Here is a 17811-nt window from a genome sequence, read left to right on the forward strand (position 1 = left end):
TTGCGCCACAGTGCCTTCGGGCAGGTGGCGTTTTTTTATGGGGAGCGTTTGGGAGGCCTAAGTTCGCCGAGGTCCATGTAGGAGTGGCCTTGGCCGCGAAGCGTCACATGGCTAAACCGCGTCCCTACAACGATTCCCGTTGCTCCTCGGGTAGGTGCGTATCCAGACGCAGCCAAGGCAGGCGGCTATCCGTCCAGATATGGCGCTCGGCGGGCGCCGTTTCGGGGTGGTCAAGGCTGCCGATGGTGACGTCGATGGTGCCGGGCGCGAGGGCGGTGAACAAGGCAAGTTGGGCGCCGCATCCGGGGCAGAAGTAGCGGGTGCAGGTCGATGACGAGAGGTATTCAGCGGGTGGATTCGCGGTCCATGCGAAGGCCAACTTATCGACCGTGATCCAGGTTACAACGATACCGCCGCTGGTGCGCCGGCAGATCGAGCAGTGGCAGTGGGCGATATCGGTTAGCGGGCCAGTGAAGGAGTAGCGCGTGCGCCCGCAGTGGCAGCCGCCGGCGTGGGTCGTGTCTGTCATGCGGTGTCTCCAAGCGAGTGGTAGGGCTCGTACGTGTTAGGCGCAGACCGAGTGGAGCCGCGCGCTAAAGCCGCCCCTACAGTAGAGCGAGGTGGAAGCCCTTACGCATAACCCTGTAGGGGCGACTTTAGTCGCCTAGGCTGTAACCGGACAGATCAAGCCATCCACCCTACGGGTTTTGTGTGTGTCGCAGGTCGTAAGTCGCGATGTGTCGCCGGCCGTGCTTTGGCGACTAAAGTCGCCCCTACAGGGGAGCAAGCCGTTCGCTCGATGTCTGTAGGGGCGACTTCAGTCGCCAGGGCTGCGCCACAACGTCTCCGTCTGGACCCGACGGGCCTTAGTGCGCCTCGTCCCAATTCAAACCCACCCCCGCCTCGACCAAAAGCGGCACGTCCAGATCAGCGGCGCTGCCCATCAGCGGGCAAAGCTTCGCCTTGACCTCGTCCACCTGGTCTTCCTTCACCTCGAGCACGAGTTCGTCGTGCACCTGCAGGATGATCTTTGCGTCCAGTTTCGAACCGGTCAGCCAGTCATCTACCTTCACCATCGCGTGTTTGATGATGTCCGCCGCGGTGCCCTGCATCGGCGCGTTGATCGCCGTTCGTTCGGCGGCTTTGCGCATGGCGCCGTTCTTGGAATTGATCTCCGGCAGGTACAGGCGGCGGCCAAAGATCGTTTCGACGAAGCCCTGCTCCGCCGCTTGCGCGCGGGTGCGCTCCATATAAGCGAGTACGCCGGGATAACGCGCGAAGTAGCGATCAATGTATGCCTGAGCTTCCGCACGGCCCACGCCGATCTGTTTAGCCAAGCCGAACGCGCTCATGCCATAGATGAGACCGAAGTTGATGGCCTTCGCGCGGCGGCGCTGCTCGTTGCTCACCTCTTCCAGTGATACGCCCATGACTTCCGCCGCCGTTGCGCGGTGGATGTCGAGGTCGTTCTGGAAGGCGTGTAGCAGGCTTTCGTCCTGCGCGAGGTGCGCCATGATGCGCAGCTCGATCTGCGAGTAGTCCGCCGCCAGCAGTTTGTAGCCTTTGGGCGCAACGAATGCCTGGCGAATACGACGGCCTTCGGCGGTGCGGATCGGAATGTTTTGCAGGTTAGGGTCGCTTGAGGACAGTCGCCCGGTCGCCGTCACGGCCTGATGGTAGGAAGTATGAATACGGCCCGTGAGTGGGTTGATCTGCCCTGGCAGCTTGTCGGTGTAGGTGCTCTTGAGCTTGCTCATCGAGCGGTGCTGCATGATGACCTTCGGCAGCGGATAGTCCTGATCCGCCAACTCCTGCAACACGGCCTCAGCCGTAGACGGCTGGCCGGACGCGGTCTTGGAAATCACCGGCAGGCCGAGCTTCACGAAGAGGATCTCGCCAAGCTGCTTCGGTGACCCGAGGTTGAATTCCTGGCCGGCCAGTTCGAAGGCTTCGCGCTCCAGCGCAACCATCTTCTCGCCCAGCTCCTTGCTCTGGATGCCGAGCAGATTCTTGTCGACGAAGGCGCCGTTGCGCTCGATGCGCGCAAGCACCGGCACCAACGGTATTTCGATGTCGGTGAGGACGCTCAATACGCTTGGCGTGGTGTCGAGTTTTTCCTTCAACACCTTGTGCAGGCGCAGGGTGACGTCGGCATCTTCAGCGGCATAGGGGCCGGCCTGCTCGATGGCGATCTGATCGAACGTGAGCTGCTTGGCGCCCTTGCCGGCGATGTCTTCGAAGCGGATGGTGCTGTGACCGAGGTACTTCAGCGCCAGGCTATCCATGTCGTGACGGGTCGCGGTGGAATCCAGCACGTAGGATTCGAGCATCGTGTCGAACGCGATGCCCTGCAGGTCGATGCCGTAACGGGTCAGCACGTTGAGGTCGTACTTGCCGTGCTGCATGACCTTCACTTTCTTCGGGTCTTCCAGCAGCGGCTTGAGCGCCGCGAGCACAGCGTCCATGTCCAATTGCCCTGGCACGCCCATGTAGCTGTGGGCAAGCGGGACGTAGGCCGCTTCCATCGGGGTGACGGCAAAGGACACGCCGACCAGCTGCGCTTGCTGGGCATCGATGCTGGTGGTTTCCGTGTCGAAGGCGAACAGGTCCGCAGCCTTCAGTTTTTCCAGCCAAGAATCGAACTGCGACTGTTCGAGGACCGTTTCGTAATGCGCTTCGCCGTGGCATTCGTCGGCTTCGGTCGCTGGCAGGGGTTCGCCGGATTCCTTGGCTTCGCGCAGCAGATCGTCGAGCCAGTTCTTGAATTCCGCCTCTTTGTACAGTGCAATCAGCGCTTCGCGGTGCGGTTCACCAGGCATCAAGGTGTCGGCATCGACGTCCATCGGCACGTCCAGCTTGATGGTCGCAAGCTGGTACGACATGTAGGCCGCTTCGCGATGCTCGTCGAGTTTAGCTGCAAGACTCTTGGCGCCGCGGATCGGCAGCTCCGCGACCTTGTCGAGATTGGCATAAAGCCCTTCGATGCCGCCCGGGATGCCATTGAGCAGGCCGCAGGCGGTCTTCTCGCCCACGCCGGGAACGCCGGGAATGTTGTCCACCTTGTCGCCCATGAGCGCGAGGAAGTCGATGATCAGCTCCGGACCGACGCCAAACTTGTTCTTAACGCCTTCTACGTCATAGACGCTGCCGGTCATGGTGTTGACCAAGGTCACATGCGGGCAGACGAGCTGCGCCATGTCCTTGTCGCCCGTTGAAATCACCACATCGCGGCCGCCATTGGCGCATGCACGTGCCAGAGTACCGATGACGTCATCGGCCTCGACGCCTTCGATGTTCAGCAGTGGCAGGCCCAGCGCACGAATGGTGGCGTGCAGTGGCTCGACCTGCGAACGCAGGTCATCGGGCATCGGCGGGCGGTGCGCCTTGTAGTTCTCGAACAGTTCGTCGCGAAAGGTCTTGCCCTTGGCGTCGAACACCACGGCGAAGGGGCTGTCCGGATACTGGCGACGCAGGCTCAGCAGCATGTTGATCACGCCCTTCACGGCCCCGGTCGGCTTGCCGGTAGAGGTCGTCAGGGGTGGCAGCGCATGGAAGGCGCGGTACAGGTAGGAGGAACCGTCCACCAGGACGAGGGGCGTCTGACTCATGCTTGGATCAACCTTATTTCGCGGGCCGGAGGTAGAATGCGCGCATCTTTGAATTCGAAGGGCCAAGGTTATCATGCGAACCCTGCCATACCTCTTGCTGACCGGGCTCGTGCTGGCGGGTTCGCTGCCTGCGATGGCCGCTGATACGGCGCCCTCCGATGAGCCGGACGTGATGACCTATCGCGACGGTGACAACACCATCGAGGAATACCGCACCAAGGGTTACCTCCGCGCCGTTCGGGTGATCCCCGCGCATGGCAAGCCGTACTCACTCGTCCGGTCCGACGGCGACAGCAATTTCGTTCGCGCCGACGCCCCGAATATGCGCATCCCCTCGTGGGAACTCCTCAGCTGGTAAGGCCTTTCTTTCATGTCCGTATTCACGCCGCTCGAGCGTCATGACCTCGATACCTTTCTCGCCGACTATGCGCTCGGTCGCCTTCGCGACTACAAGGGCATCGCCGAAGGCAGCGAGAACACCAATTTCTTCGTCAGCCTGGAAGGCGGCGAACATGTGCTGACGCTCGTGGAGCGTGGCCCGGCGCAGGACCTGCCCTTCTTCATTGAGCTGCTGGACGTGCTGCACGAAGCCGATTTGCCGGTGCCCTACGCCATCCGTGATGGGCAGGATCGTGCCTTGCGCGAGCTCAAGGGCAAGCCGGCGCTGTTGCAGCCGCGCCTCGATGGAAAGCACATCCGCGAGCCGAATCCGCACCATTGCGCGGAAGTTGGGGCGCTGCTTGGGCGCATTCATCTGGCAACGCGTGAGCGGATCATCGAGCGCAAGAGTGATCGTGGGCTGGATTGGATGCTTGCCGAAGGGCCTGCGCAGGTGTCGCGTTTGTCTGAGGCCGAGCAGACGACGCTGAATGCGGCGCTCGAAGAGATCGCTGCGCACAAGGACGCGATCCGCGCCCTGCCCCGCGCCAACCTGCATGCGGATTTGTTCCGCGATAACGTCATGTTCGATGGCCCGCATCTGTCCGGTGTGATCGATTTCTACAACGCCTGCTCCGGGCCGATGCTGTATGACCTGGCGATCACCTTCAATGACTGGTGCTCGGACGAAAGCGGCGCGATCGATGAAGCCCGCGGCCGTGCGCTGTTGGCGGGTTACGCGGCCCAGCGCCGTCTGACGCCAATCGAAGCGAAGCTCTGGCCGACGCTGCTACGCGTGGCGTGCGTGCGGTTTTGGCTGTCCCGCGCCATCGCCGCCCAGGCGTTCGCCGGGCAGGATGTGCTGATTCATGATCCGAGTGAATTTCAGCGGCGGTTGGCGCATCGGCAGACGGTCTTCCTGGAATTACCGATCGCACTCTAGGGCTTTTTGTAGGAGCCAGGCGGGCGGCGAGCCCTTGCTGGCGATTGCGTCCTATCAATCACCGAAGAGCGTCTAGTTGATCGCTGATCGCCAGCAAGCTGGCTCCTACAAAGGCGGCGTTGTTAGGACCTCACCCGCACTTCGAATACCCACAATTCAGACAGGTTGCGCAGCCATCCATCTGCACGACGGCCTGGGTGCTGCATTTGCCGCAGACCTGGGCGCCAGGTGGAAAGCCGTCGCCCGGTTCCAGGGTGGAGCCACCTTGGGCGGCTTCATAGGCGGCGCGTTTCTCGGCGAGATAGCGCTTCTGGTCCTCGTCCAACGCATGGCCTTCTAGCAAGCCAATGGTGATGAGGTGTCGCTCCAGTACCGCACCGATCTCGGCGACGATGGATGGCATGTAGATGCCGCCCTTTTTCAGGTAGCCGCCACGGGGATCGAAGACCGCCTTGAGCTCTTCCACCAGGAAGGTGCAATCGCCGCCCTTGCGGAAGACGGCGGACATGATCCGGGTGAGCGCGACGATCCACTGGAAGTGATCCATGTTCTTCGAGTTGATGAAGATCTCGAACGGCCGCCGTTGTTCGTGCGGTGTGCCGGCGTTGAGCACCACGTCGTTGACGGTGACGTAGAGCGCGTGCTCGAACAGCGGTGACTTGATCTTGTAGGTCGCGCCGATGAGCGTTTCCGGACGCTCCAGCGCCTCGTTCATCTGTACGGGCGCGGCGGCGAGTTCCTCCGCGGCGGCACTGGCTGTGCTGCGCTCCAGCGTCGGGTCGACGACCTTGAAGCCTTTGATGCGTTGGTCGATCTTGACGGTAGTCATGGGTGGCGGCTCCTCAATACTTGCCGTAGTAGCCTTCTTTGAGCGCATCGAACAGGTTCGCGGCAGTGTTCACTTCGCCGTCGTATTCCACCTGTTCGTTGCCCTTGAGTTCGACGACGCTGCCGTCTTCCAGCTCGAAGCGATAGAGGGTGTTTTCCAGGTCCTTCTCCTTGACCAGCACGCCCTGGAAGGCGGCCGGGTTGAAGCGGAACGTGGTGCAGCCCTTCAATCCCTGCTTCCAGGCGTAGAGGTAGATGTCCTTGAAGGACTCGAAGGCGTATTCGGTCGGCACGTTGGCCGTCTTGGAGATGGATGAGTCGACCCACTTTTGCGCGGCGGCCTGTACGTCGACGTGCTCGGTCGGCGTTATGTCGTCAGCGGCGACGAAATACGCCGGCAGCTGGCGGTTTGCTTCTTCGGCATAGGGCATCGCCTCACCGTTGACCAAGGTGCGGTAGGCCAGCAACTCGAAGCTGAAGACCTCGACCTTTTCCTTGGCCTTGCGGCCGGCACGGATGACGTTGCGTGAATAGTGGTGGGCGAAGCTCGGTTCGATGCCGTTCGAGGCGTTGTTCGCCAGGCTCAGGCTGATGGTGCCGGTAGGCGCGATCGAGCTGTGGTGGGTGAAGCGCGCGCCCTGCTCGGCCAGCGCCTCGACCAGCTCTGGTGCGTGCTCGGCGATCTTCTGCATGTAGCGGGAATACTTAGCATGGAGTATTCGGCCGGGTATGTGATCACCGGGTTTGTAACCGTCGCGTCCCATTTCCGGGCGCTTGCGCAGCATCTCGGCAGTGACTTCATATTCTTCCGAGAGAACTGGCGCGGCGCCTTTTTCCTTCGACAGTTCCAGCGCCTCTTCCCAACCGACCAGCGCCATTTCCCGTGCGACTTCCTCGGTGAACACACACGCCTCGGCACTGCCGTAGCGCATCTTCAACAGGGTCAGCGTCGAGCCCAGGCCAAGGAAGCCCATTCCATGCCGGCGTTTGCTCTCGATCTCCTGGCGTTGCTGCGGCAGCGGCAGACCGTTGATTTCAACCACATTGTCGAGCATGCGGGTGAAGATGCGGACGACCCGACGGAAGCGCTCCCAGTCGAAGCGGGCGTCGTTGCCGAACGGGTCGACTACGAAGCCGGTGAGGTTGACCGAGCCTAGCAGGCAGGAGCCGTAGGGCGGCAAGGGTTGCTCACCGCAGGGATTGGTCGCGCGGATGTGCTCGCACCACCAGTTGTTGTTTTGTTCGTTGACCCGGTCGATGAGGATGAAGCCCGGCTCGGCGAAGTCGTACGTGGACACCATGATCATGTCCCACAGGTGCCGCGCGCGGAGGCTGCCGTAGACCTTGCAGGCGACCAGGCCGTCCTCACGGACGATGTAGTTTTCGTGCACCGGCCATTCGCGCCAGCGCACCTGCGCCTCGTCGGCCAGGTCCAGTTCGTGGGCTTCCTTGGTGTGCACCGGGAACAGCAATGTCCAGTCTTCATCGGCCTCGACGGCGCGCATGAATTCATCGGTGATCAGCAGGCTGAGGTTGAACTGACGCAGGCGGCCGTCTTCACGCTTGGCACGTATGAATTCGCGCACGTCCGGGTGGACGACATCGAAGGTGCCCATCTGCGCACCGCGGCGGCCGCCGGCGGAGCTGACGGTGAAGCACATCTTGTCGAACACATCCATGAACGACAGCGGCCCGCTGGTGTGTGCGCCAGCGCCAGAGACGAAGGAGCCACGTGGGCGCAGGGTCGAGAATTCATAGCCGATGCCGCAGCCGGCCTTGAGGGTCAGCCCGGCTTCATGGACCTTGCCGAGGATGTCGTCCATGGAGTCATGGATGTTGCCGGAGACCGTGCAGTTGATCGTCGAGGTGGCGGGTTTGTAGGCCTGCGCGCCGGCGTTGGAGATGATACGGCCGGCCGGGATAGCCCCATTGCGCAGGGCCCAGAGAAACTGCGTGTGCCAGTGTTCGCGCTTCTCTTCTGGCTCGACATCGGCAAGGGCACGGGCGACGCGACGCCAGGTGGCATCCACATCCGCATCCACGGGCGTACCGTCCTTCGCGCTGAGTCGGTACTTCTGGGCCCAGATGTCCTCCGAGGCCGGTTGCAACGGAATCGTGGCGGTACGCGGTGCATCCTCGACGAGGATCTCTTCTGGCTTGCCCATGGTCGGCCGAATCTCCTGCTGGTCTTTGAAGATGGGAATCATACGCATTTGAAACGGTGCGTGCCTGATCTGCGTCAAGCCTTTGGTCGGGGTTAAGTACTAAGGCTAGGACGATGTGGCCTGGGAGGCCAGGGAACTGGGCGGGTGGTGGTCGGAAGGAGGCGGTGTAAGGTCCTATGTCGCCAGACGTGGCCCTTTTGCGGGCAACCAGAGCGCCGGCCCGCTCCTACAAAAAGCCGGGATAGGTGTAGGAGCGAGCTTGCTCGCGAATGGGTAGACCAGACGAGGAAGATCTTTGAGTATCCCCCTCGCTCTGGGACAGCCCGTGAACGTCATCGCGGGCTACACCCGCCCTACCTCAAAGCGCTTCGAGGCAACCGGCGAGCTCGTTGCCGAGGTTTTCCAACATCTGCTCGTAGCCATGTGCATCGGTATCGACGGTCATACCCAGCGCATCGAGTTCCGCCATTTTCACGGGCAGGCCTTCGGTCAGGGTTTCAGCCAGGCGGGGACGGATGGGCGGTTCGCTGAAGACGCAGCTCGGGCCGGCCTGTTGCAGGCGTGCGCGCATTTCCGCGACATGACGGGCGCCTGGCTGGACTTCGCCGAGGACGCTGAAGACCCCAGCGTGTTCCAGACCGTAATGCGCTTCAAAGTAGTCGAACGCTTCATGGAAGACGAAGAATGGCTTGCGGGACACTACGTCCAGCCGCGCTTTCAGGCGCGTATCCAAGGCATCGAGACGACCGGAGAATGCCTTAGCATTTTCGCGGTATTTCGCCGCGTTTGCCGGGTCGAGCCTGGCCAAGTCTTCCGCCATGCGCGCGGCAATGACACGGGCGTTAGCCGGATGCAGCCACAGGTGCGTGTCTAGGCTGCCAGGGCGGTGGTCATGGTCATGGTCATGGGCGTGCTCGTCGTGATCATGAGTGTGCGCATGACCGTGGCCATCCTCGCCGAATCGACGAAGGGTCATGCCAGGAAGATCCTGCACGGCGAGTGATTCGCCGCGGTGGTCTTGCATGGACTTCACTAAGAAGCCTTCCATGTCGGGCCCGACCCAATAGAACAGGTCCGCCTCCTGCAACCGACGGATATCCGAGGGCCGCAAGGCGAAATGGTGGGGGGACGCACCCGGAGGCAGCAGTACGTCCGGCTCCCCTACCCCGTCCTGTACCGCAGCCGCCATCAATTGCAGCGGCTTGATACTGGTCAGAAGGCGGACGTCGGCGTGAGTGGTGATGGTGAACACGAGAAGAATGAGTAATACGAACGGTCGGAACACGAGAAGACACCTGAAACGAAAGGGTTATAGAATAACGTCTATTTTTCCGGACGTCTTCGCCATGCCCAAACTCAAACCCGTCAAGACGCCGCTGGCCTTCGTGCCGCACGACCATAGCCAGTGCGTGAACCATGCCCTTAGCGAAGCGGATGCCATTTGCGCCCGTGAAGGTGTGCGCCTGACCGCGCTGCGCAAGCGTGTTCTGGAACTCGTGTGGCAGAGCCACAAGCCGCTCGGTGCCTACGACATTCTCGGCGTGCTGGCGGATGAAGACGGTCGCCGCGCCGCGCCGCCGACCGTCTATCGCGCGCTCGACTTCCTGCTGGAGAACGGCCTTATCCACCGTATCGCCTCGCTCAACGCCTTTGTCGGCTGTAACCATCCGGGCAGCGCGCACCAGGGGCAATTCCTCATTTGCCGGAATTGCCACGCGGCAATCGAACTCGCTCAGACGCCCATCAGCGATGCCATCGAGCAGAGCGCGGAGAACATCGGCTTCCAAGTGGAAGGTCAGACGGTCGAGATCGTCGGCCTCTGCTCGCAATGCAAGAAGGCCGCATGAGCGACGCCCTGATCCGTTTGCAGGATGTCGCCGTCCGCTTCGGCGGCCAGGACGTCCTGCAGGACGTGAACCTGCAACTCAACGCTGGCGAAATCGTCACCCTGATCGGCCCCAACGGCGCCGGCAAAACGACGTTGGTGCGCAGTGTGCTCGGCTTGATCAAGCCTGATCGCGGCCAGGTCTGGCGTAAACCAAAACTGTCGATCGGCTACATGCCGCAGAAACTTTCGATCGACGCCACGCTACCGCTCTCCGTCCTGCGCTTTTTGCGACTGGTGCCGGGCGTGGACCGGGCGCGCGCCCTGGCCGCGCTGGAGGAAGTCGGGGCGGCACGCGTGATCGACAGTCCGCTGCAAAGCATTTCCGGGGGCGAGTTACAGCGCGTGCTGCTGGCCCGCGCCCTCCTGCGTAAGCCGCAGCTGCTGGTGCTCGATGAGCCGGTACAAGGTGTCGATGTCGCGGGCCAGGCCGAGCTCTATCGGCTCATCACGAAGCTGCGCGAGCGCTACGGCTGCGGCGTGCTGATGGTCTCCCACGACCTGCATCTGGTGATGAGCACCACCGATCAGGTGGTGTGCCTCAATCATCACGTCTGCTGCTCCGGTCATCCCGAGCAGGTCAGTGGCGACCCGGCGTTCATCGAACTCTTTGGCCAGGATGCCAAGTCCCTGGCCGTCTACCACCACCATCACGATCACGCCCATGACCTACATGGCAGCGTCGTGACCGGCAAACCCCACGTCCACGGGCCGAACTGCAAGCATTCATGATCGACTTTCTCTTCAACGCACTGGTCGCCGGCCTCGCCTTGGCGCTGGTGGCTGGCCCCCTCGGTTCCTTCGTGGTGTGGCGGCGCATGGCCTATTTCGGCGATACGCTGTCACATGCCGCATTGCTTGGCGTCGCGCTGGGCCTGGCCCTGAATATCGCGCCAATGCTGGCGGTGACGGTGGGCTGCGTGCTGATCGCCGTCATTCTCGTCACCCTCCAGCGACGCCAGCCGCTGGCCTCGGACACGCTGCTGGGCATCCTCGCCCATTCGACGTTATCGCTCGGCCTCGTGGTACTGAGCTTCATGCGCGATGTGCGTGTGGACCTGATGAGCTACCTGTTCGGCGATCTGCTCGCCGTGAGCAGCACGGACCTCGCGTGGATCGTCGGCGGCAGTGTGCTGGTGCTGGTGATGCTCGCGCTGCTCTGGCGGCCATTGCTGGCGATGACGGTGCATGAAGAGCTGGCGCGCGTCGAAGGCCTGCCGGTCGCGGCGATCCGGTTAACGCTGATGCTGCTGATCGCGGTGGTGATCGCGGTTGCGATGAAGATCGTCGGTGTTCTGCTCATCACTTCCCTGCTGATCATCCCCGCTGCGGCGGCGCAGCGTCACGCACGCACGCCTGAGCAGATGGCGCTGGGTGCCAGTGTGATCGGCATGATCGCCGTTTGCGCGGGGCTAGCGCTGTCCTGGTATCAAGACACGCCAGCCGGGCCTTCTATCGTGGTCAGTGCGGGGGCGATCTTTCTGCTGAGCTTTGCGCTGCCGCGGCGCGCGTAATCGCCGCGGGTGAGCCCGTCTTCGCGCAAAGCGTTTTAGTTAAGTTCTGGAATCAGCGAGTGGTGTATTCCCAGGCCAGCCATCATGCCATCGGCAACGGCGAAGCTGAGGGCGCCCGGGGCATGCGCAGCATCCCCACAGGCAAACAGACCGCTGACCGAGGTTTGCTTGAAGACATCGGTTTCGATGACCGGCCCGCCGAACGGCGTTTCAGTGTATTCACAGCCCAGTTCATCGGCCAACGGATGCACTGCGGTGGTGTTCGGGGCGACGAACAGGCCGGCGAATTCGAACTCGCGTCCATCCACTAGACGCACGGTTGCCTTGTCTTTCACGCATTCGATCGCAGCCTTTTCCACGCGAACGTTGCGGGCGTCCAATAGCGAGTGCTGCTCCGCATCCGGCTCGAATTGGGCGTTCAGGAAGAAGGTCGTTTCGCCCCATTCTGGCACCAGCAACGCTTGGTGAAACGAGTGCTCGTTGCTCGCGATAACCCCGAGACGAGCTTGGCCGAGCTCGTAGCCGTGGCAATACGGGCAATGGAACACACTGCGTCCCCAGCGCTCTTGCAGACCCGAAATGGCTGGCAATTCATCGCGGATGCCTGTCGCGAGCAATAAGCGCCTGCTTTGAAAGCGTGTGCCTATGTCGGTGTATACGGTAAATACCCCTTCTTCCCGTGTTGCCGATACTGCGGATGCCTTTTGCCACGTTACGGTGGGATAGGCGAGCAGTTGGGCCTGGGCGATAGCGGTGATTTCGGCCGGTGAGCGGCCATCTTCAGCGAGAACGCCGTGGGCTCGGGCGGCGAAGCGATTGCGTGGTTTTCCGGAATCAATGATCAAGACGTGACGGCGGGCGCGCGCAAGCTGCAACGCGCCCGCCATCCCGGCATAGCTGCCGCCTACGATGATGACGTCGAGCATGGTCTGTCTCCCGATTGTTGGGGGCCGGGCGCTATCCGGTTCGAGGTAAACCTTCAGGCGATTCTGCCGACAAGGCCGGCGTGCAAGAGGGCGGAGACGGCTGGCTCTCGCGGTGCGCTTAACACGCTGTGTGGTGGTCGCGAATTCGCAGGTTCCGAAGAACGTTTATTGCGCATGGCAACGCGATCTCCCAGTCCGCCTGTCCCTGCACGTCTCTCCGAACGTGATGAGCCTCGGACACATCGTTTTATTCTGTATCGTTATACTGTAACTTTCGCGCCGCCTGCGTCGGCGTCGGTATACGCAATGCGTTGACCGCGTCCACGAGGGTTTAGGGTTCGAGGAGAGATCGGCTACGGCCTAGAGCGTCTGGCATCGCGCGGCGCTGCGATATGACTCGGTTGAAGACTTTTTTAGGGATCCAATGGGAATGAATACACGTCTGTACGGATGGGCGCAGGGACTTACGTTGGCCTGCGTGCCGACAATGGCGCTTGCCGGTGCGCAAGACAGTGCGAACGGGTTCGTCGACGACAGCACATGGCAACTCCTCAACCGCACAGTCTACGATCGGCGTGACTATCGCCATGGTGGCCTGAACAGCGCGGCACGAAATGCCTACAAACCGCGCGCGGACCGAAGTGATCTAGCGGAGGAGTGGGCATACGGCCTGATGGGGGACTTCACCTCGGGGTTCACCCAGGGCACCGTTGGGTTTGGTCTGGACGCGCACGCCTACCTTGGCGTCAAACTCGACAGCGGAGGCGGACGCGCAGGCAAGGCACGTTTGTTGTCGGTCGACAACGACGGGCATCCGGAGGATGACTACGGCCGCGCGGGCGCTGCGGCCAAGCTCCGGTTTTCATCGACAGTGCTGAAGTACGGCGAACAACGGGTGAAAACGCCGGTTTTCGGTTCTTCGGACAGCCGCCTCCTGCCGGAAACCGCAACAGGTTGGCTGGTCACGAGCCAGGAGTGGGAGGCGCTGACGCTCACGGGCGGTCATTTCAACGAAAGCACTGATCGTAACGCCAACAGCCATGATCGCGGCTTCGTCGTGAATTATTCCAACGGCCGGCAGGGCAATTCGTTCGATTTCGTCGGGGGCCGCTATGCGGGAATCTCGGGACTCGACCTCAACCTGTACAGCGTGCTCTACGATGAAACTTGGCGTCAGCATTACCTTGGTGGTGTCTACGCGTTGCCGATCGATGAGGAACAGGCGCTATCGTTCAATCTCAACGTGTACCGCACGACGGACACCGGCGAGGCCCGTTCGGGCGACATCGATAACACCACCTGGAGCCTGATGAGCACCTATTCGCGAGGTGCGCATCGCTTTTCGCTCGGCTACCAAAAAGTCCATGGCGATACACCGTTCGATTACGTCACACGCGGTGCGATCTACCTCACCAACGCAGTGGCGCTGTCCGATTTCAATGCACCCAACGAAGCGTCCTGGCAATTGCGCTACGACCTGGCGATGGCAGGCTACGGCGTACCCGGCCTGACGTTCAGCGCAGCCTACATCCGGGGTACCGGCATCGATGGCAGTGATGTCGATCCGAATGGCGGCTACGCCTACCTTGGCTATGGCAGCGGCGGTCGCCACTGGGAACGGGACCTGGAAGCGAAATACGTCGTGCAGGACGGCGCGGCGAAAGGAATGGCCTTCAGCGCTCGCTACGCGACCCACCGCGGCAATACGGACCAGGCCGAGCTGGATGCGGATCAGATTCGCTTTGCGGTCGAGTATCCATTGAAGGGTGTGTTGTAGGTTGTTGCGGTTCGCGGAGTGGGGCGCTGTTACCTCTGTGCGGCGGGGCGAGCGATGCTCGCCTTCGCGACTGAAGTCGCCCCTACAGGTTTGGGTTTCGCTAGATCGAGGTACGGCGGGCGCAACCTGCGGGGTTTAGGGCGGCGCTTCAGATACGCGTTGAGGATCCGGCATGCCAAAACAGTGATCGCTCCGCGATCAAGACGCGCGTAACACCTGCAACGAGACGTCCATTACGCACACCAAGGAACGCATCTTTTGCGCGATGATCGCCGCTCGGTGGGCGCTGATGGCGTGTTGTTCGATATCTAGAAACAGCGCCCCGTTTTCTTGAGTCATGCTCACCGTTTGCGGCAACAGCAGTTGCTGGGCGAAGAAGTTCATCAGGCGTGCAAGGCTTTCTGGTTCGGCATCTGCCTCGATGTGAAACTGCACGCGGTCGGTCGCAGGCTCCGTCCATACGTCACGCCGTAGCGGAACGCGGGTCGCGCGGGCGGCTTCGGTATCGGGCTGAGACGTGGGAACGGCGGTGGCAAGTTGTGATGGCGACATGGGCGCGATACCTCAAAGGGTTCAGTCATGCCATTTTTTCAAAGCAATTGCGAAAAAACTTGCCTTTATTTTTGTGATAAACGCGATTGACGAATAAAATTTTCATAACGTTGATCAAACGAGAAAAAACATGCCAGTAACGATGGATGCCTATGACCGACGCATTCTCGCATTGCTGCAGGAGCGGGCTGATATCTCGACGGCTGAAATCGCGGAGCGGATCGGATTGTCGCAGTCACCCTGCTGGCGACGAATCCAGCGGCTCAAGGAAGAGGGCGTCATTCGGGGCCAGGTCACGCTGCTCGATCGCAAGAAGATCGGCCTCAATGCGCAGATCTTTGCCCAGGTAAAACTGGATGCCCACGGACGTTCCAACCTGACCGAGTTCGCAGAGAAAATCCGCGAGTTTCCCGAGGTACTGGAGTGCTATGTGCTGATGGGCTCGGTGGATTTCTTGCTGCGCATCGTGACCCACGATATCGAAGCGTATGAACGGTTTTTCTTCGAGCGCTTGTCGATGGTGCCGGGTATTCAGGAGGTGAACTCGATCGTGGCCCTGTCCGAGATCAAGTCGACGACGGTGTTGCCGCTGCCGGGGGACGTATAAGGTTCGGTGGAAGATGTGATGGTTTCCCTAGAAGGCGTTCACTGCGCTTAGCCCTGTAGGAGCGGGCCGGCTGGCGTCCCGGTTGCCCACGAAAGCAATTTTGGCCGCGAAGATCGTGCTGATCCTGCCGCCGTATTCGCGGGCAAGCCCGCTCCTACAAATGTATCGGCCCGCGCAACTGGAACATTTGCTGCCGGGAGGCCATGTAAACATTCCCATGCTCAGTCGTAGGGTGGATAGCCGAAGCTATCCACGCGTTCGGTCGTACGCTGCGAAACGTGTGGATAAGGCTTCGCCGTTATCCACCCTATGTAAACCGCTCGCGGCCCGGCTAGCTCCTACAAAGCATCAGCCTAGCTTAAGGCCTGCCCGGCTCCTGCTCCGCCGAGGGCGCTTCGCTGTCCGCCTCCGGCGACGGCAATGCCTCCGGCTTGAGTAGCGCGGGAGGTGGCGTAAGCCCCATCGACACATAGATGCTGGTCAGTGTGTCGACTCCCATATTCGCCGGGCGTATCCAGTCGGTCGGGACGTAGATGAGGCCGCCGCCTACAGGAATAGGTGCGGTCGGGACGAGAATCGCGACGTGCGGCCGTCCTTCCAGATCCACGGGCAGGCCGCTGGGCATCAGGGCCAATACCGCAGCGCCGTCGCCTCCAAAGAAGCACCAGACCGGGCTCATGCTGGTGATGTCGGCATCTTTGTTGCGATCCAGCAAGCCGACGAAGCGATCGGCGAGGTTGTAGAAGTTGCCGATCAGCGGCACGCGGCGCAATGTCACGCGGATGAGCCAGGACAATGGTCTACGCAGCCCGAGCTGCACGCCAAGACCGAGCGGGTACAGGCTGGCGAGCAAGAGAAGCGTGCCAATGAAATAGGCGAGGTAAGGGTTGCTGGCGATCGGCTGGCCGACGGCGGCCAGTAACCGACCGAACAATGTTGCCGGGCCCACGAGGTTGTTCAGCAGGCTGACGATCCAGGCCAACAGCGCGAACGTCAGCACCAGCGGGAGCAGGGCGATGAGCCCGGTCAGCCAGGTGCCAACGATCGATTGGATACTGCGTCGGAAAAACATCGTGGTCCCGCTCCTGTCAGGGTCTCAAAGCCTTCCAGGCCTTGAGCGATTGAACCTTCAGCGCCTGCTGCTGGCGCGCCTCAAGTACCGTTTCATCGATAGGCGTCCGCGCCAGCGCGTAGAGCTTATCGAGTTCGCCGTAGAGGCGGTCGGCCTCTTCAACCTCGAGCACGGTGCGCGCCAGCCTGAGCCATACCAATAGACGCTGCAGCCGGGGCTGTTGTTCGCCGAGATCTTCCGGTTGCCGCTGCGCGTACAGATCCAGCCGCAGGGCCTGCATCTCTTCCCCGAGCTGACGCGGCAGCCAGCTTTCCAGAGGCGCCTTACCTTGCTTTGATCCACGCGAGTTACGTTCCACCGTCCAGCCTTGCCCGAACAGCCATTGGGACAAGGCCAGCGACAGCACGCCCCAACGCGGGTTATCCAGCTCCTCAGCGAAACGCGCCGGTGCGGCGTGGCGAATCGCTTCGTCGGCGGCGCCGTCCGTAACGATCGGCTCCCAGTGATTCAGCAATGCATCCAAGCGTTCGCGTAACGCGTGGCTGCTGGATCTTGGGATCGCTTGCCCAACGCTGCTGAGCAGCGCGCGCAGGTCCTGCAGGTGGCTGAACCAGTCCTCCAATAATTTCCAGTGACCGTTGAAACGGTATTGCTCGGCAAGCCGCTGGCTGCTGCCGAGCAGATGCCAGGCGATCGCGGTGAAGGCGTCGTCGACGGTGGTCTCAGGCGTCAGAGCAGGTTGCGGCAGGTTCAACGAATAGCTGCCGGCGTCGAACAAGCGATAGCCGCGCTCGGCCTTGCTGATGTCGCAGGGCATCAGCGGCAGATCCGCCGCGAGCGTTGCCGCGAGTTCCAACAAGGCTGCGGGCTCGCCCTGGCGTAGTTCGAGTTCCAGCTCGCAGATTTCTTCTTTCTGCTTGCCGGCGATGACATTGCCCAGATCCAGCGCGGCCTCGATGACGACCTTGGATTTGCCGCGGCCCCATGCGATTTCCGTTTTCTGGCGAACGAAGTCGGTCGTGAACAGCGGTTTCAGCTGCTTCTTGTCGAGATCGGCGAGACTGGCGGGCCAGCATTCATTCGTCAGCTTCTTCGGATCGAGTTTTGGCTTGTCGAGATACCAGTCCCATTCGTTGCGCTCGGACAGGCCTGCCACACTCTGCCCACGGCTCTTGAGGGTCTGGATGAACTGCTCGCCATCGCGTCGGATGCGTAGCGCCACACGTGCGCGGGCAAGGTCACGGTCTGCGGTATCGAAGTACTGATTGAGCAACTCGTGCGTCGTCCAGCCATCCTTGCTGCGCTTCTTCAGCAGTGGATGGTCGCGCAGCGCCGTGAGGGTTTCGCGACTGGCGCGGAGTTTGATTTCGGTTTCTTTGTTCATGAGCGTGGCGAAGCCTGGAATGGTTGCGAGCCTAGGAGGGTTAGAGCGCCTGGGCCAAGGAAAAAGTGGTTCGTAAATGTTATAGCGACCGTTGCGCCAGTCGGCGCACGTGGACGATACCGACCATGGCGCGGTGCCGATCCTGCGGAAGACCTATCGCCTGTCAGGCACC

At 61.6% G+C, this 17811-nt stretch carries 16 protein-coding genes; 7 read left to right on the top strand and 9 right to left on the bottom strand.

Features of this window, described 5'->3' with window-relative positions:
• Positions 1–124: 124 nt before the first annotated feature.
• Together IEY47_RS10715 and polA are read right to left on the bottom strand one after the other, a co-directional pair.
• Positions 125–529: a GFA family protein gene (locus IEY47_RS10715; RefSeq protein WP_188983214.1), complete on the bottom strand. Its 405-nt coding sequence runs from the start codon at positions 527–529 to the stop codon at positions 125–127.
• A 337-nt stretch (positions 530–866) separates the two neighbouring features.
• Positions 867–3608, bottom strand: a complete 2742-nt coding sequence (polA, locus tag IEY47_RS10720) for a DNA polymerase I (protein ID WP_188983215.1) — start codon at positions 3606–3608, stop codon at positions 867–869.
• Positions 3609–3681: 73 nt separating this feature from the next.
• Here polA and IEY47_RS10725 point away from each other — a divergent pair, with 73 nt between their 5' ends.
• Together IEY47_RS10725 and IEY47_RS10730 are read left to right on the top strand one after the other, a co-directional pair.
• Positions 3682–3966: a DUF2782 domain-containing protein gene (locus IEY47_RS10725; RefSeq protein WP_188983216.1), complete on the top strand. Its 285-nt coding sequence runs from the start codon at positions 3682–3684 to the stop codon at positions 3964–3966.
• 12 nt (positions 3967–3978) lie between these two features.
• On the top strand, positions 3979–4929 hold the full coding sequence (locus IEY47_RS10730) for a homoserine kinase (protein ID WP_188983217.1): 951 nt from the start codon (positions 3979–3981) through the stop codon (positions 4927–4929).
• A 130-nt stretch (positions 4930–5059) separates the two neighbouring features.
• Here IEY47_RS10730 and IEY47_RS10735 read toward each other — a convergent pair whose 3' ends face one another.
• From IEY47_RS10735 to znuA, 3 genes are all read right to left on the bottom strand, one after another.
• A complete protein-coding gene (locus IEY47_RS10735) occupies positions 5060–5758 on the bottom strand; it encodes a TSCPD domain-containing protein (protein WP_188983218.1) in 699 nt (232 codons plus the stop codon).
• A 13-nt stretch (positions 5759–5771) separates the two neighbouring features.
• The gene (locus tag IEY47_RS10740) at positions 5772–7922 is read right to left on the bottom strand and encodes an adenosylcobalamin-dependent ribonucleoside-diphosphate reductase (RefSeq protein WP_229779393.1); all 2151 of its coding nucleotides are present in this window, start codon (positions 7920–7922) and stop codon (positions 5772–5774) included.
• A gap of 358 nt (positions 7923–8280) precedes the next feature.
• The gene (gene znuA, locus IEY47_RS10745; protein WP_188983220.1) at positions 8281–9207 is read right to left on the bottom strand and encodes a zinc ABC transporter substrate-binding protein ZnuA; all 927 of its coding nucleotides are present in this window, start codon (positions 9205–9207) and stop codon (positions 8281–8283) included.
• A gap of 61 nt (positions 9208–9268) precedes the next feature.
• Between znuA and IEY47_RS10750 the strand changes: the two genes are divergently transcribed.
• The 3 genes from IEY47_RS10750 to znuB are packed head-to-tail and all read left to right on the top strand — an operon-like array spanning position 9269 to position 11321.
• Complete coding sequence (locus IEY47_RS10750) at positions 9269–9769, top strand: Fur family transcriptional regulator (RefSeq protein ID WP_188983221.1); 501 nt, start codon at positions 9269–9271, stop codon at positions 9767–9769.
• Positions 9766–10539, top strand: coding sequence for a zinc ABC transporter ATP-binding protein ZnuC (gene znuC, locus IEY47_RS10755; protein WP_188983222.1), 774 nt, complete (start codon positions 9766–9768; stop codon positions 10537–10539). Before IEY47_RS10750 ends, znuC begins: the two co-directional genes overlap by 4 nt.
• A complete protein-coding gene (gene znuB / locus IEY47_RS10760; RefSeq protein ID WP_188983223.1) occupies positions 10536–11321 on the top strand; it encodes a zinc ABC transporter permease subunit ZnuB in 786 nt (261 codons plus the stop codon). The genes znuC and znuB overlap by 4 nt, the downstream gene beginning before the upstream one ends.
• Positions 11322–11356: 35 nt before the next feature.
• Here the strand turns inward: znuB and IEY47_RS10765 are convergent, their stop codons facing one another.
• Positions 11357–12247 (bottom strand): NAD(P)/FAD-dependent oxidoreductase, encoded by an 891-nt coding sequence (locus tag IEY47_RS10765; protein WP_188983224.1) that lies wholly within the window; start codon positions 12245–12247, stop codon positions 11357–11359.
• Positions 12248–12677: 430 nt separating this feature from the next.
• On the opposite strand from IEY47_RS10765, the gene IEY47_RS10770 reads away from it, so the two are divergent.
• A complete protein-coding gene (locus IEY47_RS10770; RefSeq protein ID WP_188983225.1) occupies positions 12678–14024 on the top strand; it encodes an OprD family porin in 1347 nt (448 codons plus the stop codon).
• Between the two features lie 198 nt (positions 14025–14222).
• On the opposite strand, the gene IEY47_RS10775 is transcribed toward IEY47_RS10770, so the two are convergent.
• The gene (locus IEY47_RS10775; RefSeq protein WP_188983226.1) at positions 14223–14576 is read right to left on the bottom strand and encodes an ACT-like domain-containing protein; all 354 of its coding nucleotides are present in this window, start codon (positions 14574–14576) and stop codon (positions 14223–14225) included.
• Positions 14577–14706: 130 nt separating this feature from the next.
• Between IEY47_RS10775 and IEY47_RS10780 the strand changes: the two genes are divergently transcribed.
• Positions 14707–15183 (top strand): Lrp/AsnC family transcriptional regulator, encoded by a 477-nt coding sequence (locus IEY47_RS10780; protein WP_188983227.1) that lies wholly within the window; start codon positions 14707–14709, stop codon positions 15181–15183.
• 358 nt (positions 15184–15541) lie between these two features.
• Here IEY47_RS10780 and IEY47_RS10785 read toward each other — a convergent pair whose 3' ends face one another.
• Together IEY47_RS10785 and IEY47_RS10790 are read right to left on the bottom strand one after the other, a co-directional pair.
• Positions 15542–16255 carry a DUF502 domain-containing protein gene (locus tag IEY47_RS10785; protein ID WP_188983228.1) on the bottom strand — a complete coding sequence of 238 codons (714 nt, stop codon included), beginning with the start codon at positions 16253–16255 and terminating at the stop codon, positions 15542–15544.
• A 16-nt stretch (positions 16256–16271) separates the two neighbouring features.
• A complete protein-coding gene (locus IEY47_RS10790; RefSeq protein WP_188983229.1) occupies positions 16272–17639 on the bottom strand; it encodes a CYTH domain-containing protein in 1368 nt (455 codons plus the stop codon).
• Positions 17640–17811 lie beyond the last annotated feature (172 nt).

Source organism: Pseudomonas matsuisoli, assembly GCF_014647635.1.
Classification (GTDB): domain Bacteria; phylum Pseudomonadota; class Gammaproteobacteria; order Pseudomonadales; family Pseudomonadaceae; genus Pseudomonas_P; species Pseudomonas_P matsuisoli.